Raw genomic sequence first — 21,081 nt, 5'->3', positions numbered from 1 at the left:
TTCAGCCACCGATAAGAAGTATGCACTCCGGAACTAACCTGGATTTCGCGGCTATCGAAGCGAATAAGAGCCTGGCTCTCCGTGACTATTGGAGGAAGCGATTACAGGGCTGCAAGCCGGAGCCTTATTTCTACGGCTTCTATTCCAACACAGGCGTTAAAAGGAAAGGAGACGTGGCGACGTACTCCCGGACCGTGTCGCGGGAAGTACTTGCTACGTTAAACAGGTTGGCACCGAAAGCTGAGTCCAGGCACGTTGTGTTGGTGGCAACTTTGGGAATTCTGTTACAAAGGTTATCGGGCCTGCCCGAAGTGATCATATTCAGTCCAGCTTATCAACGAAAACTCTCACTCCCCGATAATTGTGTTGTCCCGTTGCGAATCCACGCTGACGACCATCTCAAAGTAAAGGACTTTCTATTGCAGCTGAGCAACAAAATGCTTCAGGATTTCAGCTACGCCAGGTATCCATTGAGGAATATTCTTGGTATTGAAGAAGAGGAGTTAAAAGACATTCCTGTAGTGGGGGTAATGCTGGACGAAGTGCGTAGTGATTTCGCATTTGAGAAGGTGGCGCCGGAATGTATCTTTTCATTCGAGGCGGGCGATTCGTTGACACTTAAGATGTTGTACAACCGGGATGCATTCGATAAGTCGTCGATTATTCAACTCACGGATTTGTACTGCCATTTGCTGGGTTCGATTGTAAATAACACAAATGATCGGATTTACGACATCGACCTTGTTTCCGAGGAAGAGGAAGTAAAAATAATTCATGAGTTCAATAACACTCAGGCAGAATATCCTTTCCTGGATACCATCGTGTCGCTATTCACAAAGCAGGTGGCAAGTTCCAGTGGGAAGATCGCCGTCAGGTTCGGCGACGTTTCCTGGACTTACCAGGAACTCGATTACCTGAGCAGCCGGATTGCAACCTACCTACGGAAAGACAGAGGAGTGTTGCCTGGCCATTTGGTTGGCGTAATGCTGCAGCGGGAAGAATTACTTCTCCCTGTTATCTACGGTGTTTTGAAAGCCGGCGCGGCATACGTTCCGTTAGATGTAGTATTTCCTGCTCAGCGTATCTCCGAGATCATATCCGACTCGAAGTTGAATGTGCTAATCGGCCGACGACGAAACACGCATAGTTCTCTTTCCGATCTCGAGATCTTTTCAGACCTGGACGATCTCGTAATTCCAGAAGCCGATTTTAGTTTGCCCGAGGTTTCGTTGACTCCAAGAGACCTCGCTTATGTCATCTATACATCCGGTACCACCGGGATGCCAAAGGGTGTAATGGTGGAGCATGGCTCGGTTGTAAATCGGATCAACTGGATGCAAAAGGAGTATCCCCTCAGCGAAAAGGACGTGGTGATGCAAAAAACGCCGACCACATTTGATGTATCCGTCTGGGAACTATTCTGGTGGTCGTTTTATGGGGCTTCCGTCTGTCTTCTTCCACCCGAAGCAGAGAAAGATCCAAAGGAAGTGGCGCGCGCCATCGGCAAGTTCAAAGTCACGACCATTCACTTTGTTCCTTCAATGCTATCGGTATTCCTGGAGTTTTTGGCTCACGGACTAATAACTGATCTCAAGAGTTTGCGGCTGGTATTCTGTAGCGGAGAGGCACTGAGGCCAATACATGTAGAGGCTTTCGGCGCTTTAGTGAAAGACCACCACGTGAGGCTTATCAACTTGTACGGACCGACGGAGGCCACGGTGGACGTTTCATATTTCGAGTGCCGCTTCGATGAAGAATATAAAGATGTGCCTATTGGCAAGCCGATCGACAACATTCGCTTGTTTGTAGTCGACCAGTCGATGTCCATGGTACCCATTGGAATGACCGGCGAGTTGGTAATTGCAGGCATAGGTTTGGCACGGGGGTATCTGAATAACCCTTATCTCACGGATGAAAAGTTTGTTTCCGTCGCAGCTCTTGATGGGATTCGCGTATACAGGACTGGTGACCTAGCAAGGTTCAGACCGGATGGTAACATTGAATACTTGGGAAGGAGGGACCACCAGGTTAAGATCAGGGGATACAGGATAGAACTCGGGGACATTGAGAGCCATCTCACCAAACACAATCTGATCAGGGACGCCGTTGTTGTAGTGAGGAACGAAAGCGATGATAAATTTCTTGCAGCCTATTACGTGGCTACCGAAGAACTGGAGGCGAACCAATTGCGGAATTTTTTACTGGAAAGGTTGCCGGTATACATGATTCCCCTCCATTTTATTTCGATGGCAAGAATCCCTCTTACCTCGAACGGAAAGGTAGATCGCAAGGCATTGCCGTCGCCTTCCGACGTGGCCGCCCCCTCGTCGTATGTAAAAGCCGGAAATGCGATTGAGGAAAAGCTGGTTGGGATATGGTCAAAGATCTTAAACATCGAAAGAAAGGAGATAGGTATCAGGCACAACTTTTTTGAATTGGGCGGACAGTCAATAAAGGCTGCGCAACTGATTCAAAGCGTTGAACAGTTTTTTTTAGTAGACATAGGACTGAAGAAGATATTCGACTATCCGACCATTGAAGGTCAGGCACGTCTTGTAGTTGAAACATCCTGGTCGGCTGAGGAGCCGATCAGGAAAGCAGAGGATCGTGAAAGTTACCCCGCATCATCCTCACAAGAGAGACTATTCTGTGTGCAAATGCTCAACAAGAATGACCTGGTCAATAATTGTTCGTATGCATATAAAGTCGACGGTGAACTCGATATCAAAAGGCTGAACGATACTCTTAACTCGCTGCTCAAAAGGCACAGCGGCTTGCGCGCTAACTTTTTCCTGACAGGGAAGAAGGTGTGGCAGTCGATCCGTAAGACCACAACCATTCAAATTGAAATATTCAACTCCGACGAGCTCACCCCGGTGGACGCGTTCAGTCAATTCATAAGGCCATTCGATCTGGCAAACGATCTACTGATGCGCGTGGGTCTTTTGCCGGCAGGCGACCAAAAGAATTTCATGTTTGTCGACATTCATCATATTGTATGTGATGGGATCTCGATCAACATCCTGATGAACGAATTTAAGCGCGTTTATAATGGAGAGGACCTGCCTTCGATTGCACTTGAATACGTAGACTACGCTTGTTGGCAAAGAAATTCAGAGAACGCACTTTCAGCCCAACGACGCTATTGGCTTGAGCACCTATCCGGTGACCTCTCAGCTGTGGAGTTGCCGGGGATGCTGGGTGGAGCGCAGGGCGAGAACATTGAGGGTAGAAGGGAGTGGGCCATCGGCGGCGAAACTGGAACCGGTGTGAGGGAACTCGCCGTGGAACTCGGCGCAACGCCTTTCATGATCTTCCTTTCAGTGTATTACATTTTAATCTCAAAATTATCAGGTTCTTCGGAAGTAATCATTGGAACAGATACAATCGGGCGGACCAGGCAATCACTGATGAATATTGTGGGAACATTTATAAACGTTCTTCCATTGCGTGTGAGGATCACTGGTGAATTGCTTTTCGTTGATTTATTAGAGCAAGTTAGAAATGTAGTCTTGTCGGCATCAGAAAACCAGGAGTTCCCTTACGATGAGATCATACATCTTTTGGGTAATGTGCGCCACGAGGACGTCGTAAACCTTTATTTTTCAAATGCTGATTTCTTTCAGAATGAGATCGAGCCGGATGGCCTCGCAATAACTCCCGTCGTTCTGAAAAAGAAGCCGCGATCGAGTCGCTATCTGCTTGAGTTAACTCTTGAGGACCGGGGAGATGAATATCTTATGGGATTCAGGTATAATTCGGACCGGTTTGACGAGTCGGTCATCGAACTCTTTGTCAGTTATTACGCAGGGATTGTCAGAAGCGTCGTACGGGAACCCTCTATCCGCGTTCAGGACTTAAAACTTGGTTCATTCAACTAAATTCTCCCAGGCATCATGTGTGGTATATGCGGTTTTTTCAAGTTCAACGGGAACGTAGACGAGTCAGACAGGCCAATCATAGAGAAAATGAACAGCAAGCTGATTCATCGCGGACCGGACGCCCAGGAGCACCAGCTCCTGGATAACGTTGCCCTGGGATTCAGCAGGTTAAGTATCATTGGCCTCAATAACGGAATGCAACCGATCACCAACGAAGATGGATCGCTGGTACTTATCTGTAACGGAGAGATCTTCAACTACATTGAGTTGAGGGAGGAGCTGCAAAACAAGGGACATCGTTTCAGGACAAGTTCCGACGTCGAAGTCATCCTGCATCTTTATGAGGACCATAGCATGAATTTCCTCAACGAACTGAACGGACAATTTGCGTTTGCCCTCTATGATAAACAAAAGCAAAGATTGTTTTGCGCCAGGGACCAGATGGGGATCACACCTTTATTTTTTACAGTGGTCGATAGCACGTTCGTCTTCGCGTCAGAGATCAAAGCGATCTTGCAACACCCGGCCGTTCCGAGAAAGGTAGATCTCACGGGGCTGGACCAGATCTTCACATTTGCGGGCCTTGTTAGCCCACGAACGATGTTCCAGGGTATCTCGAGCCTGGAGAACGGGCATTACATAGTGATTCATAGCGATGGCTGTGTTCGCATCGAAGAATATTGGGATCTGAATTACCCGGATGGAGAAGTGAGGATGAACGGAAAACCAGAACAGCAATATATCGAAGAGCTGGAAGAACTTTTTGAGAACTCGATCAGGCTTCGCCTTCGATCCGACGTTCCTTCTGGCCTCTACCTGAGCGGCGGTTTGGATTCATCGATGATCACCATGAAGGTCCACCAGTTGCATCCAACTGTCGAAAAAGAGGTTTTTTCGATTGACTTCGTCGATTCCACCTACTCTGAATCTATTTATCAAAAACTGGTAGCACGGGAAAGTAACTCACACCTGAACCAAAAGACATTTTTTTTTAAAGATATTATTGAGAGACTTCCTTTGTCGATTTACCATAGCGAATGCCCCATCAAGGAGACCTACAACACGGCATCGCTGTCGCTCTCCGAAGATGTCAGGGCGAAGGGCATCAAGGTAATTCTGTCGGGCGAAGGTGCCGATGAGTTTTTTGCCGGGTATGTGGGTTATCGTTTCGACAAAATGCGGGCGAACAATCTCATAAAGAATACTTGTTCCCCACAGGAGCGTGCATTGAGGGATAAGTTATGGGGCGATCCGGATTTCTTTTACGAGCGAAATTTTCTCGAGTTCGATGTTGTGAAAAGAGGATTGTACTCTGACGGTGTAAACGCTTCATTCGACGAGATCAATTGCCTCAATCATCCCATCATAAACAATGAAAGAACCAGAAACCTGGACGTTCTGAACAGACGAGCATACGTAGACTATAAGATACGCCTCGTGGATCACCTGGTTTCGGATCACGGCGATCGTATGGCGCTCGCAAACTCCGTTGAAGTACGTTATCCATTCCTCGATAAAAACCTGGTTGAATTTTCAACGAAAGTACCTTCGGATTTGAAATTGAAAGACTTTACTGAGAAGTACATTTTAAAAAAGATGGCACAACGGTTTGTCCCAAAGCAAATATTCGAAAGAGAGAAGTTTCATTTTATTGCCCCGGGAAGCCCTTATCTCCTGCAAAAGAATGTACAGTACATCAATGACCTGCTATCTCACGATCGTATAAAACGACAGGGATATTTTAACCCGGACAAAGTTGAGGAACTGAGACATCTCTATAGTCAAAAAGGTTTCACCGTTAATGCTCCTTATGAAAGCGACTTGCTTATTGTCGTGATCACTTTCCAGATTTTTCTCGATCAATTCTTCGATTAAGAAAGCACTTAGAACCAACTTATGATCTTTCAGGATGAGTTAAATGCCTGCCTTGCCAGGTATGGGAATTGTATTTCTATTGAAAACGGTGCGATAACTGTCACCTATTCCAATCTTAAGGAGCGAGCCGACAAGATCTCTGTTTTTTTGAGGAAGAATGGAGTGGAGCTGAATAGCCGGGTCGGGATATGCCTGAACGACCGGTCTGATCTGATCACTAGTATCATCGGTGTCGCAAACGCCAGGGGAATATTTGTACCTATCGATAGCTCGCTTCCTGACTCCAGACTTTTTTCGATGCAAGAAGACCTTCACCTGAATTGTATTATCACTTCAGGATCTGCGTCCGCGAGAAGAACGCCATTCCTTTCAGTGCCACACTATTACCTTGAGGAGATCTTTCAAGCGGAGTCGCCGGCAGAGTTTCCGGGTTATCCTTCATTTCATGCCGACGATAGCCTCTATATTTATTTTACTTCAGGGTCGACCGGCAAACCGAAAGGTATAATCGGAAAGAACAGTAGCCTCTTGCATTTCCTTCAGTGGGAGATTGGGAAGTTCAGGATCGACAGCACTGCACGAATCAGCCAACTTATCAGCCCATACTTTGATGCATTCTTGCGTGATGTATTTGTTGCTTTTCTGTCCGGCGGGACGGTATGTATTCCTTCCAGTGAGGACGATTTTCTCACGCCAAAAAACCTGGTTTCATGGATAGATGAAAGGCGTATAAGCCTCATTCATTGTGTGCCAAGTCTTTTCAGAATGATGAATCATGCGCATCTGACTAATGACAACTTCAAGTCGCTTCGCAATATTTTACTTTCCGGGGAACGTATTACCCCAATAGAATTAAAACAGTGGTACGATGTTTTCGGAAGTCGCATTCAACTGGTTAACCTTTATGGCGCCACGGAAACTACACTGATCAAAAGTTGCTATTTAATTCAACCCGGCGACGTGTCATCGAAAAGAATGCCGATAGGCCATCCGATAAATGATACTGAGTTCATCGTGATCGATAGCAAAGGTAAGCCCTGCGAAAGGCTTGTGGTTGGTGAATTACTGATCGTCTCCAATTACATCACTAAAGGATACCTTAACCGCCCTGAACTTGACAGGGAAAAGTTCGTCGTGTTGAATGCAGGTACCCTGCAGGCGAAGACAGCCTTTAAGACGGGCGACAAGGCTCGACTGATGATAGACGGAAGAATTGAACTCCTCGGAAGGGGTGACCGGCAGATCAAACTGAATGGGATACGGGTGGAACTCGATGACATCGAACAAGCTTTGTTGAAATTTGAAAAGGTAGACAAGGCATTGGTAGTCTGTCGCTCGAACGAGGACGACTCAGGAAATTACGATATCAATTTGTCGGCCTTTATTATTCCAAGGGAAACTCATTCGAGGGAAGTTGATCTGAGCGACTCGATCCGCAATTATCTAAAAGAGAGTCTCCCGGTCTATATGATCCCCCCGCAGATCGTATTACTGGAAGCCTACCCTCTGCTGCCGAATGGCAAAATAAATACCGAACAGCTGATCGCTTCTCTAACCAGGGCAACGGTCCTTCAGCCGGAGAACGAAATGGAGGAAAAGGTACTCTCTATTTGGAAGGAGATCTTGGGTGTTCAGGCAATTTCAACAGATGATAATTTCATCATAATCGGCGGCAACTCTCTGCGAATAATGCGCCTGGCCGGTCGGATACATCAAGAGTACAACGTTCGTATTACCCTTCGTGACATATTCAACAATCTCACCATTAAACAGCAGGCTCAATATATAATCAATGCGGCCAGTGATAATGTTTTCGATATAGAAAAGACAAAACCACAGGCTGCATACAGACTTTCGTCAGCCCAGGAGAGGATACACTACCATTATGAGCTTAATAAGGCAGGCACTTCATACAATCTGCCAATGGCCTGGGAAGTGTTTGGAAATTTGAATATGGGAAAGGTCCAGACCATTCTTAAGTTACTGACGGCCCGACACGAAAGCCTCAGGACCGAGATCGTCTTCCGGGACGGGCGGTACTTGCAACGTATTAAGGAAGATGTAGTAGTTGAAGTTGAGCAACTACCGTCCGACGATAATGATTTTGATGCTGTTCTCTCCAGGTTCGTCAGGCCATTCGATATTCGGAAAGCTCCATTGATCAGGTGTGCTATCCTTCACGCAGGTGAGAGGACGTTTCTGGCAATGGACATGCACCACATTATTGCAGATGGCATGTCCCAGATCACGCTTTATTCGGATTTTTTGAAACTCTTTAATGGCGAAGACCTGCAGCCCCTGCAAATTCAATACAAGGACTATGCTGAATGGGAAGAACAATTTAAGGCTACCGACCATTACAATTTGCTTAGAGAATTCTGGCTCGACAGATTTTATGGGGTTGCTCCGAAATTGGATCTCCCTGTTCTGCGCGATTCGGGAAGGCTGGGACAATCGGAAGGAGATGCTGTATATTTTAAGATCGAACAGGGATATTGTGTTCCGATAGTTGACATGTTAAGGAAACAGGGTGTCACTCCGTTCGCAGGATTTTGTTCCATGTTTACAATTTTCTTGTGCCAGATAAGCGGCCAGGAAGAATTCATTTTTGGGATCAACACGTCTGGGCGGATTCAGGAGAGCCTGCAGGACGTTGTAGGGATGTTCACAAAAACGCTGCCCATCAGGATCAGGGTCGACCTGGAGCAGGAGTTCTTGAAATTTGTTAAAAGTGTTCAACAGGAGCTCATTGAATCTGAAAATCATCAGCTGTATGACCTTAGCGACATTGTCAAGGAGTTAAATCGAACCCTCGATCTTCCGGTCAACGATCTGATCGATGTGATGTTTGTCTACCAGAACTTTGACCAGAAGACGATCTATACAGACAATATTCAATTCTCCGCGGTCGAGGTCAAAAATAAAACTTTTAAATACCCGATCACTTTATTTGCATTTGAGGGCGGGGACGGATCCCTACGATTCAAGATGGAATACTCTTCAGCCTATTTTACACGCAATGATGTTGAACTACTTGTCGTTCAATTCAAGTCACTGGTGGCGTCGGTGTGCGCAAATACGGAATTGAAAATTGTTGACTACATCGATGGCGACGTCCCAGTCGCAACAGAGAAGAACACGATCGACTTCAACTTATAGACAGGCAATCCATTTTAATTTTCCCTGGAGTTATGTCAGTAGAATCAAAACTTGACCATAAGACCCTTGAGGCCAACAGGTTTGCCTCGCACAGGCAGTATTGGAGGAACCGCCTGAAGGGATTTGAGCCAGAGGCATACTTTAACTTCGGCAAGTCGAGTGGTGTAAAGGCGAAGGATTCCGAGTCTTCCTACATCTGCAAGGCTCCCGATGTTCTGGTTGAAGCATTGAATGGGCTGGCAGGTTCAGCTAAAGCAAAGCATGTTGTGTTGCTCGCTGCTCTAAGTATCCTGATCCGGAAAGGTTCGTCGTTAAAGGACATTTGGATTTTCACGCCATTATATCGTAATAACCTTGAGCCGTCACCAAATACATTGGCGATACCGATCAGGGTGCAGGAATTATGGGACGAGCCGTTCGCAAAGTTCCTGATCGCAGTCCGCGACAGTCTGGTTGCAGATTTTGACCATGGAAATTATCCAGCTCTAAATGTGCTGAATGGTGCGTTCGACACAAAGACGGCAAGCCTTGTCGGCCTTTTGGTCAAAGAGATCCATGACACAAATTCATTTTCTGATTTGCCCGTCGAAATCTTGTTCAGTTTCAGGACCGAGGGCGAATTGGAACTGGAGATCACCTACCAGGCAGACAGATTTGACGAAGATTATATAGCTAGACTTTCAAAACTATTTTTTACACTCCTTCATCGGTTACTCACCCGGAAGAATGATCCAATTTCATCAATTGAAATGATCCCGGATGATGAGAAGAATTTGATTATGAACGGCTTCAATCAAACGGAGAGGAAGTTTTCTCACGATGCAACCGTTGTGGATTTGTTTGAAGCTCAAACGAAAAAGACCCCCGATGCAATTGCGTTACGGTTTCAGGACAAAAATATTACTTATCGAGAGCTCGATGCAGAAGCAAGTCAAGTGGCTAACTACCTCGCTATGCATTTTCAAGGCAAGGGGCACGTGATCGCCGTGAACCTTGACCGCTCGCTGGAGTTCATGATTGCAGTGTTTGGTATTCTGAAGGCAGGATGTATCTATCTCCCGATCTCTACCGAATACCCAGTAGACAGGATCCGGTATGTCCTGGATAATAGCAACGCGCTCGGAATCTTCTGTTCGCGCGTGCGATACGCAGACCTCGAACGTGATGTGAAGTATATGGATATGCACGAAGTTACAACGCTTTCTGAGGAATTCATCAGTCGGGCGGAACCAACAGATCTTGCATACATCATCTATACTTCTGGCTCAACCGGGAGGCCGAAAGGAGTTCAAATTCTTCATCGGTCGGTAGTTAACCGGATCGAATGGATGCAAAACGAGTATTCACTTGGTGCGGACGACACTATCATACAGAAAACTCCAACTGTCTTTGATGTGTCAATCTGGGAGCTCTTTTGGTGGTCGATGGTCGGTTCGAAACTTGTGCTGGCGCCTACGGGGATCGAGAAGGATCCGCATGCATTGTATAACACAATTGTAAAAGAGGAGATAAGGGTAATGCATTTTGTTCCCTCGATGCTCCATGCATTTTTAAACTATGTAAAGGAGAGCCGTCCGTCACATGCTTTGACCAGCCTGCGGCTCATTTTCACCAGCGGCGAGGAATTGAAGGCATCCGACGTAACGCTATTTCACAGCCTTTTTAAAAAGGTACAACTTCACAATTTGTATGGGCCCACCGAAGCTACCGTCGATGTTTCATACTATGAGGTTTTGCCGAACAAAGACTACTTCAGGGTTCCGATCGGGAAACCGATTGACAACACACAGCTATATGTTCTGAATGAGAATCGTAATCTTCAACCAATAGGTATTCCCGGTGAATTGTTTATCGGTGGAGTAAACTTATCCATCGGTTATGTTGGATTACCAGAACTAACGAACAGTAAATTCGTCAAGAGTCCGTTCGACAAAGATGCAAAGCTTTATAGAACCGGCGATCTAGCAAAGTGGATGCCCGACGGGAACATTGAGTTTCTTGGGAGGATCGATCACCAGGTGAAGATCCGTGGAAATCGGATCGAACTGGGCGAAGTCGAACACGTACTAAAAGCTTTTGATGGAATAACCGATGCAGTTGCACTCGCGAAGGAGTCGACAGCGGGTTCATTACAACTAGTGGGCTACGTGATAAGTGACGGTGACCTAAAAGAGGAAGAGCTACGGAAGTTTATGTTAGCGAGGGTTCCCGAGTATATGGTGCCCTCTTACCTCATACAGGTCGATGCGATCCCGTTGACCATCAACGGAAAAGTAGACCGGGCGAAATTGTTGTCTGTCCAGAAGAAAGTCGAATCGCACTACTCTGCGCCATCTACCGAGCTTGAAAAGCAAATTGTTGATCAATGGAAAACGATACTTGGTGAGAACCAGATCAGCATAGACGACAGTTTCTTCAGGATAGGTGGCGATTCTATTCTGGCCGTGAGATTGATCGGTGCCATCAACAGGGAATTCGATATCGAACTGACTATGGCGGATCTGTATGAGAACGATACGGTCCTGGCACTTTCGAAATTAATCAGCAAACTCGACGCTAACAGGTTTGGCCGGATCAACGCGACAATCGATGCGGAGCTGATTCAGTTTGACCTTGACTACAAGACTAGTCACCCTGACTCTTCGATCGAAGCGGTATATCCAATGATCGATATTGAAAAGGCAATGTGCTATGTCACTCAGTACCGACCGGAGGATCTCCTGTACTTTGAGCAGTTGATGTGGCCGGTAACATACGAAGTATTTCATATTGAAACGTTGCAGCGCGCTCTTGACCTCCTGACCGCCAGGCATGATACCTTACGCAAGAGCTTCGACCTGGATGAATTCGCGCATCTCATTCACAAGGAACTTAAGAACCAGATCGTATTTTATGATCTGACAGCGGAGACGAATCAAAAATCCATCATTGCTTCCAACCTGGAGTTTAATCGAAAGAAGGGATTCGATCTGAACGATTATCCCTTCTGGAGGGTAACTGTATACAAGCTCGCGACAAGCCACCATGAGCTGGTCGTGGAGTATCACCACAGTGTTCTCGATGGGTGGAGTATCGCGTCCTTCGTGACAGAGTTGAACAACACTTATGGTCAGCTTCTCAGAAACGAATTCACTGCACCCAAGCCCTTGGCTTCAGGGTATAAGGATGTAGTTGCCCTCGAAATATTTCATAAGAGGAACGAAGAAACCCGCGCATTTTGGAAAAAGGATTTGCAGGATTTTCGAAAGTTGGTGATAAAGGCAGGCCCGGATCATCGGATCTTCAAGTCGGTCAGGCGCGTGTACCCTTTGCAATTGGCGGCAGATCTCGAAACTGCCGCACAGCGAATGAGTACGACCGTCAAGAATATCATGCTTGCGGCATATATCTATGCGATCAAAATACTCACTTCCGAAAGCGATATTCTCACTGGCGTTGTAACGTTTTCTCGTCCGTTGAAGCAAGATGGCGATAAATTGCTGGGATGTTTCCTGAACACGATCCCGTTCCGGGTAAGAGTGCCGGAAAGATCGACGTGGGAAGGGTTCGTTCAACTTGTTCATGATAAGGCAATCGAAGTAAAGAAGTATGAGAATCTTTCACTTTTCGAGATCACTCAGTCGATAGGCCTTCCAACCTCAGCCGAAAATCCACTCTTCGATACCACTTTCAATTATATTAATTGGCATATCGAGGATGACATCCGATGGGAGAAGAGGGTTGAGTCGGAGATCGACCGTCTTGATTTTGATGTTTTTCTCAGGGATTACACATTCTTCGACCTCAACTACAACGTTAATTCCAAGCGCGTCTACTGCATGCACGAGTATTCGTCGCCGTTCATGACGGAAGAAATATTTGAGTTCTATGAAATTATTTTTCTGTCGGCGCTTTCAAGGATCATTCATTCTCCTGAAAGTGAATTAGAACCCGACGATTTCTTTTGGGACGACAAACTAACGAAAGTGCAGCAGGAAATGCCTGCCCTTCAGTTTTCGAAAGAGGAATTGCATTTGACCTCTTATAGCCAGCGTCGCCTTGCAAATGTTCCAAAAGACGATTGGAATCTCTTGAATATTGATCTCACGGGAAAACCCGACAAACAGCTATTGGAACAAACTCTTCAGTCCATCACCAGGAAGTATGAAATATTGCGGACCGGGATCACGATGATCGATGGAGACCTCTGCCAACAGATAAGTCGGGGCGATTCTGAAGTTGTATCTCTGGTTTTGTCCGCCAACGACATAGAGGATAAGAATTTTCACCTTGCCTTGTCCGGGCACCCGGCTTATCTCGATCGATTTTCGTTGGCAGCCGTCGGTCATGAGTTCTTGATCACTTACAAATACCTTGCTTCCCTTTCTTCGACTGCTCGGTTGACACCTCAACACCGGCTGCCTTTTCTAAACTATTCTCACTGGGAGCAAAAGACCCTTAAAGGGATCGAGTTCCATCTCCTCTCGTATTGGAAACGTAAGTTGGGTCAAGGTCCTTTTGTTCTCACGTTTCCTTCGGAAAGAGCTGTGTCCCGGCAAAAGCCTCGAAAACAACTCGAAGCGTTACTTACACTTCCTTCAGTAGATATTAGCAGTCTATTAAAGAAGTTGAGTAAACAGGAGGCAGACCTTAAAACGATAATGCTGGGAGCTCTCAAAATCCTCATGCATAATTATTGTTCGCAAGACGAGATTGTTGTAGGTGTGTCGACACCTAACCGCGAAAATATCTTTCTCAAGAGTATGATCGGGCCTCTTGACAATGTTCTGATATCAAAAACCACGGTCACCAAAGAATCGACGTTCCGACAGTTGATTTCTTCCCTTGATGGCAGTATAAGTGAAGGACTGAAGCATTACCTCCCGTTCGAAGTTCTTTCCGACCATCTCGGGGGCGCAGATGTGCATGGTCCCATGTTTAACGTTTTCTATGACTTCAACCTGGACGTCCCTTTTGAGATTGACCTGGGATCATTCAGTGCCTGGATGACTCCGGCGGTTAGCACCCCTGGAAAATTTGATCTTGGGGTGTCTGTAACAAAAGTGATTGATCACCTGCAGGTAAAAGTTGTATGTAATTCGAATGCTATTGATCGTAAAAGTTTGACGCGCCTGATCTCCTATTTCAAGCAGATCGTTCGGGTTGTTTGTAATGATCCGGATACCCGGATAGGGAATATCGAGATGATCCCTTCGAAGGAGAGGGAGCGGTTGCTATTTACATTTAATGATACCCGTAAGGATCTTGACAGGACCCGGATGCTTGGCCGGCTCTTCGAGGAACGTGCGGACCTTTACGGAGATGCGATAGCCGTTGAACACAGGAACCAACGACTTAGCTACAGTGAGCTGTACCGGAGAGTAACTGCGCTGGCCCGCCGGATAGACGGCTTCGGGACAAAACCCGTTGTTGGCATTTACATGACGCGGGGAATCGACATGCTGGTATCAATGCTGGCAACGTTTCATGTTGGAGGGGCGTATGTCCCCATTGACGTTCATCTTCCCGACCAAAGGGTTGCGGCGATACTGACCGATTGTCAGCCTCAGGTCATCGTGGTGAACGAGGGGACAAAGGGAAGAATACAGTCTTCGGGTTTATATAATGGAATTTGTGTCCAGGCCGAAGCGGATGAGCTAATTCCTTTTGACTTTAAAGCAAAAGAATGCAAGCCAGGAGATCTGGCCTACATTATATATACGTCGGGGACCACGGGCAAGCCCAAGGGCGCGATGGTTCACCATCTTGGGATGTTGAACCACCTGTATGCGATGGTTGATATTCTTGGATTAGGATCTGAGGATCACGTAGCACAAACGGCGTCAGCAGGATTTGATATTTCAGTATGGCAGTTCCTGACGGCGTTACTGGTTGGCGGGACCACGCACATAATCGACGAAGGTACTGTACTTGATCCGCATCAACTCATGGGCTCCCTGCGGGAGAAAGAGATCACCATATTCCAGGCGGTTCCCTCGCTGATACATAGCATGCTGAATGAATTTTCGGACCGTGATGATGATGACCTTCCGCACCTTCGCTGGATGATCCCTACGGGGGAAGCGTTAAGTGCCTCGCTGGCGAGACAATGGTATTCCAGGTACAGTAATATTCCGCTTCTTAACGCGTATGGTCCGGCGGAAGCCTCAGACGATGTAACGACGTATGTAGTAAAGCCACCCAGGCGCGGGGAGATGAGTATACCGATCGGTAAACCGATTCAGAACACTCATGTTTATATTCTTGACAGTTACGGGAAATTATGTCCGGTAGGAGTGAAGGGGGAGATATGTATCTCTGGCATTGGTGTAGGGCTGGGTTATCATGGTGACCAGGATAAGACGCGTAGTTCCTTTGTTCCCAATCCTTATTATGAAGAGTTCGGAGATGAGGACTACCGGATGATGTATAAGACGGGTGATGTTGGCTACATGAGCGGGGAAGGACACGTGGTGTTCTCCGGTCGTGGCGATGACCAGTTGAAGATCCGCGGCTACCGGATCGAGCCGGGTGAGATCCAATATGCACTACAGCAACAGGTCGGCATCTCAGAGGTGGCAGTTGTGCCGGTAACAGTTGAAGGTGACAAACACCTAGCGGCGTATTATGTATCCGACGGGGAGCTGGAAGACGAGATGCTGAAGGCACATCTGTTGAGTTATGTTCCTGACTACATGGTACCGTCATTTTTCGTTCGGGTAGAGAAGTTGCCGTTGAATTCAAATGGCAAGCTTGACAAGAAGTTGTTACCGGCGCCACAGGTGTGGACGGTTAAGAATTTTCTTTCCCCTGCCAATACCACCGAGTATCAGTTGCAGGAGATATGGTCGAAGATATTGTCGGTGGAAAAAGACAAGATAAGCACCGACACCAGCTTCTTTGACATCGGAGGACACTCTCTCAAAGCAGTGGTACTGGTTAATCAGATCGCGAAAGTCTTCGGGGTAAGGCTAACCTTTAAACAACTCTTTGAAAACCCCACCATACTTGGGATAAACGAGCAATTGAAAAATGTGGGGGAAGCGCATTCTCGCGCAGGGAACTCTGGATACAAACACATTAAAAAGGCTCCAAAGCGTAGTCACTATCCTTTGAGCTCAGCCCAAAAGCGACTGTTCTTTTTGGATCAGTTTTCTCCGGGTTCAATAGCCTATAACATGCCTTTTGTTTTGAAGGCGAAGGGAAGTCTCAATCAGCCAAAACTCGAGACGGCATTCAGAAAGCTGATCGCCCGTCATGAGATCCTTAGAACCAGTTTTGAGATCGCAGAGAATGGCCCGATCCAGAAGGTACTGGATCATGCGCAATTTGAACTTGAAGAGATATCTTCTTATGATGACATCCCGCAGATCGTTAAGCAATTTATTCGACCATTTAACCTTGGAGAATCGCCACTGTTGCGTGCGGCGATCGCTACTATTTCCGAAGATGAATGTTTGCTTATGATTGATTTGCATCACATTGTATCAGATGGAGTGTCTGATGCTTTGCTGGTCAAAGATCTCAGATCATTCTATGAGAACCGGGATGTTGAGGAACTTCCCTTGCAATACACGGACTTTGCGGTCTGGCAGAACAGTGATGAATACGTGCAATTAATTGCAAATCAAAAACAGTTCTGGATAAACGAATTCAAAGCTGAACCGGTTGCAATTGAGTTACCTTACGATTTTACAAGGCCCCAGGTAAGCGACTTTAAGGGAAAGACATTACGATTCCAGTTGTCGGTCGAGGAGACAAATAGATTAAACGTTATTACGGAAAAATATCGAACAACGCCATTTGTAGTCCTCTTGTCGATATACAACATCCTGTTATTCAAACTCAGAGGGAGCGAAGATATTGTGGTCGGCACTCCCATTGCGGGTCGCAATCATCCCGATCTCGAAACGATGATCGGTCTATTTGTAAACACCCTTCCGTTGCGGAATTTTCCAAAGGGCGAATCGTCGTTCAGTGATTTCTTAGCTGACGTCAGGTCCCGGACGATTGCCTGCTTCGATAATCAATCGTACGAATACGAGTTACTTATCGACGACTTACAAATACCGAGGAATACTTCGCGGAACCCACTGTTCGACGTTATGTTTTCGTACGAGAACTTTGACGGTGGCGATTTTAGTTTCCTCGACTTCAATGTAACGCCGTATAGTGAAGTGTACGACGTATCGAAGTTCGATCTCACTTTGACTGCATTCCAGGAAGCAGGTCAAATTAACTTGAGCTTCGAGTATGCAACGGCATTGTTTAAGGAGAAAACGATCAGGCGCCTGATCTCCTATTTCAAGCAGATCGTTCGGGTTGTTTGTAATGATCCGGATACCCGGATAGGGAATATCGAGATGATCCCTTCGAAGGAGAGGGAGCGGTTGCTATTTACATTTAATGATACCCGTAAGGATCTTGACAGGACCCGGATGCTTGGCCGGCTCTTCGAGGAACGTGCGGACCTTTACGGAGATGCGATAGCCGTTGAACACAGGAACCAACGACTTAGCTACAGTGAGCTGTACCGGAGAGTAACTGCGCTGGCCCGCCGGATAGACGGCTTCGGGACAAAACCCGTTGTTGGCATTTACATGACGCGGGGAATCGACATGCTGGTATCAATGCTGGCAACGTTTCATGTTGGAGGGGCGTATGTCCCCATTGACGTTCATCTTCCCGACCAAAGGGTTGCGGCGATACTGACCGATTGTCAGCCTCAGGTCATCGTGGTGAACGAGGGGACAAAGGGAAGAATACAGTCTTCGGGTTTATATAATGGAATTTGTGTCCAGGCCGAAGCGGATGAGCTAATTCCTTTTGACTTTAAAGCAAAAGAATGCAAGCCAGGAGATCTGGCCTACATTATATATACGTCGGGGACCACGGGCAAGCCCAAGGGCGCGATGGTTCACCATCTTGGGATGTTGAACCACCTGTATGCGATGGTTGATATTCTTGGATTAGGATCTGAGGATCACGTAGCACAAACGGCGTCAGCAGGATTTGATATTTCAGTATGGCAGTTCCTGACGGCGTTACTGGTTGGCGGGACCACGCACATAATCGACGAAGGTACTGTACTTGATCCGCATCAACTCATGGGCTCCCTGCGGGAGAAAGAGATCACCATATTCCAGGCGGTTCCCTCGCTGATACATAGCATGCTGAATGAATTTTCGGACCGTGATGATGATGACCTTCCGCACCTTCGCTGGATGATCCCTACGGGGGAAGCGTTAAGTGCCTCGCTGGCGAGACAATGGTATTCCAGGTACAGTAATATTCCGCTTCTTAACGCGTATGGTCCGGCGGAAGCCTCAGACGATGTAACGACGTATGTAGTAAAGCCACCCAGGCGCGGGGAGATGAGTATACCGATCGGTAAACCGATTCAGAACACTCATGTTTATATTCTTGACAGTTACGGGAAATTATGTCCGGTAGGAGTGAAGGGGGAGATATGTATCTCTGGCATTGGTGTAGGGCTGGGTTATCATGGTGACCAGGATAAGACGCGTAGTTCCTTTGTTCCCAATCCTTATTATGAAGAGTTCGGAGATGAGGACTACCGGATGATGTATAAGACGGGTGATGTTGGCTACATGAGCGGGGAAGGACACGTGGTGTTCTCCGGTCGTGGCGATGACCAGTTGAAGATCCGCGGCTACCGGATCGAGCCGGGTGAGATCCAATATGCACTACAGCAACAGGTCGGCATCTCAGAGGTGGCAGTTGTGCCGGTAACAGTTGAAGGTGACAAACACCTAGCGGCGTATTATGTATCCGACGGGGAGCTGGAAGACGAGATGCTGAAGGCACATCTGTTGAGTTATGTTCCTGACTACATGGTACCGTCATTTTTCGTTCGGGTAGAGAAGTTGCCGTTGAATTCAAATGGCAAGCTTGACAAGAAGTTGTTACCGGCGCCACAGGTGTGGACGGTTAAGAATTTTCTTTCCCCTGCCAATACCACCGAGTATCAGTTGCAGGAGATATGGTCGAAGATATTGTCGGTGGAAAAAGACAAGATAAGCACCGACACCAGCTTCTTTGACATCGGAGGACACTCTCTCAAAGCAGTGGTACTGGTTAATCAGATCGCGAAAGTCTTCGGGGTGAATATGAAACTGGTAAATTTCTTCTCGAATCCGACAATAAAGAGTACTGCCGCACACATTGAAACACGCCTTTGGTTAACCAGGGAAGACAACCGGAATGAAAACAGCCGGAAGAAAAGCGTAATCATCTAACATTCTTTTGGATCTATGAGTCGACTTACTCACTTAATGAGGAAAGGTATTCTTTCCATTGCCTTGCTGTCGCTACTAGCGATATCCTGGTTCCCGCTTTATGCTCAGAACCGGGATCACTTCACGATTAATGATAAGAAAATAAACACCCGGAGTTTTGACCAGGAAATCGAGCGTATCCGGAAAGACATTTTAGCACCTGGATTAGGAATAGCGATCATTGACAACAACAAAATAGTTTACGATCTGGTGTATGGGTATAAAGTAAATTCCGACACTGCCAGCAGGCTTGATAAAACTTCCGTATTCGAGCTCGCATCTTTGTCGAAACCCTTCCTTTCATACGTCGCATTGAAGCTGGCTGATGAAGGTAAACTGGATCTTGATAAACCTGTTTACCAATATCTTGAAAACACCGATCTGGATCACGACGAAAGGTACAAGTTGATTACCCCCAGGATGATCTTGAATCATTCGTCAGGGATTGAAAACTGGAGAGACTATAACAACCCGGATGTGTTAGAAATATTGGCAACCCCGGGGACAAAGTTCATATACTCAGGTGAAGGATATGTTTATCTGTCCAGGGCAATCGCGCGCATTCTAAAAAAGCCATATGAGGAATACATAGATGAAATGGTCCTCCGTCCCCTGAAGCTTGAAAGTACTTTCACAAAGTTCACCAGACTTTACCGGCCTGACTCAACTTATTCTTTGTCGCCGGGTAACTATCTAATGGGACACAACGCTTTGCTCGACAAGACCTACAAGCAGATTTATTTCGAGCCGGATCCTGCCGGTGCCAACATGGCATCTGTTGCTGACTATGCCAGATTTTTGCTTTTCTTTTTGAAGAAGGGAAACCTCTCTGAAGCGAGCAGACGCAGCCTTTTTAGCGCGGGTACAGGGATGACAGACAAAGATCCTGGGCTATCTATGAATCCTGCCTTCATTATAAGTATCACTGCGAAGGACACCATCATTGCACACGGTGGCAGTAACGACGGCTTCAAGCATGTTTTCTATTATTCAAAAGTCTCTAAACGGGGCTTCGTGCTTTTTACGAACTACGATCGTGGATACACGATGGCAAAGGTGCTCAATGAAATGACTGCGGGTATAGACATCACACCGATTATAAATACTTACGATATCACGCAGTATCCAAGTGTCGTCCCCTACCTTCTGAAAACCTACCTGGAACGGGGATCTCGGGAATTGTTGAAATATCTGAGCGATCTAAAGCACAAAAAAGAGATATCTGAAAAAGCTTTTACAGAAGTGGCACTGGCGATCAAGTATCGCGACAAGGACCTGGCTATCCAGGTGCTTAACGAGGCGGCGAACACTTATCCATCGTCGACGGCCGTGCAGTATTACCTGGCATACGTCAATATGGAGTCGTGCAATTTCGAGACGGCGAAGTTTCACTTTTCCAAGGTTCCCGATGTGGATACAAGTGGAGAGATCAAGCGCTGCAACCAGTTGATCTCCGAGATCAGCAAAAGGACCGTACTGGTTACGAGGATTGACAGAACAAAGGTTAGTCAACGAGAGGCGGAAGATTTCAATGGTATGTGTGGGGTAGATGTAGAACCTACAATGGATACGGGCGGTGGCGACAACGTTGGGTATCTCGATGCAACAGATTGGCTCAGTTATTCTATCGATCCGGAGGATTCGGGCGCATATCAACTCTCTTTCAGGGTTGCGAGCCCTGATGGGGGTGGTAAAATAAAAGTTCTCGCGAATTTTGAGAACATCGCTGTCGTAGACATTCCTAAAACAGACGGCTGGCAAACCTGGAAGACTGTAACCATCAATGTCGACTTGGCGAAAGAGAAGCAGACACTAACTCTTCAGGTCGTTCGGGACGGGTTCAACCTCAACTGGATCAGCTTTCAAAAGTTATCAAACTAAAATATCGT

At 46.7% G+C, this 21,081-nt stretch carries 5 protein-coding genes; all 5 read left to right on the top strand.

All coding sequences use genetic code 11. From position 1 onward, the window contains the following. The first annotated feature begins 20 nt into the window (after nt 1-20). From KA713_05130 to KA713_05110, 5 genes are read left to right on the top strand one after another with little or no spacing between them, the layout of a single operon-like run. Complete coding sequence (locus KA713_05130) at nt 21-3,881, top strand: amino acid adenylation domain-containing protein (protein UXE67978.1); 3,861 nt, start codon at nt 21-23, stop codon at nt 3,879-3,881. Between the two features lie 15 nt (nt 3,882-3,896). Continuing rightward, entirely contained in the window at nt 3,897-5,756 is a 1,860-nt protein-coding gene (gene asnB / locus KA713_05125; GenBank protein UXE67977.1) for an asparagine synthase (glutamine-hydrolyzing), read from the top strand. Between the two features lie 21 nt (nt 5,757-5,777). Further along, nucleotides 5,778-8,915 (top strand): amino acid adenylation domain-containing protein, encoded by a 3,138-nt coding sequence (locus tag KA713_05120; GenBank protein ID UXE67976.1) that lies wholly within the window; start codon nt 5,778-5,780, stop codon nt 8,913-8,915. A 32-nt stretch (nt 8,916-8,947) separates the two neighbouring features. Further along, complete coding sequence (locus KA713_05115) at nt 8,948-19,153, top strand: amino acid adenylation domain-containing protein (GenBank protein ID UXE67975.1); 10,206 nt, start codon at nt 8,948-8,950, stop codon at nt 19,151-19,153. Between the two features lie 15 nt (nt 19,154-19,168). Further along, on the top strand, nt 19,169-21,073 hold the full coding sequence (locus tag KA713_05110; protein UXE67974.1) for a serine hydrolase: 1,905 nt from the start codon (nt 19,169-19,171) through the stop codon (nt 21,071-21,073). Nucleotides 21,074-21,081: the final 8 nt, after the last annotated feature.

Source organism: Chryseotalea sp. WA131a (assembly GCA_025370075.1).
GTDB lineage: Bacteria > Bacteroidota > Bacteroidia > Cytophagales > Cyclobacteriaceae > ELB16-189.
This window is presented reverse-complemented; position numbering and strand designations above follow the sequence as displayed.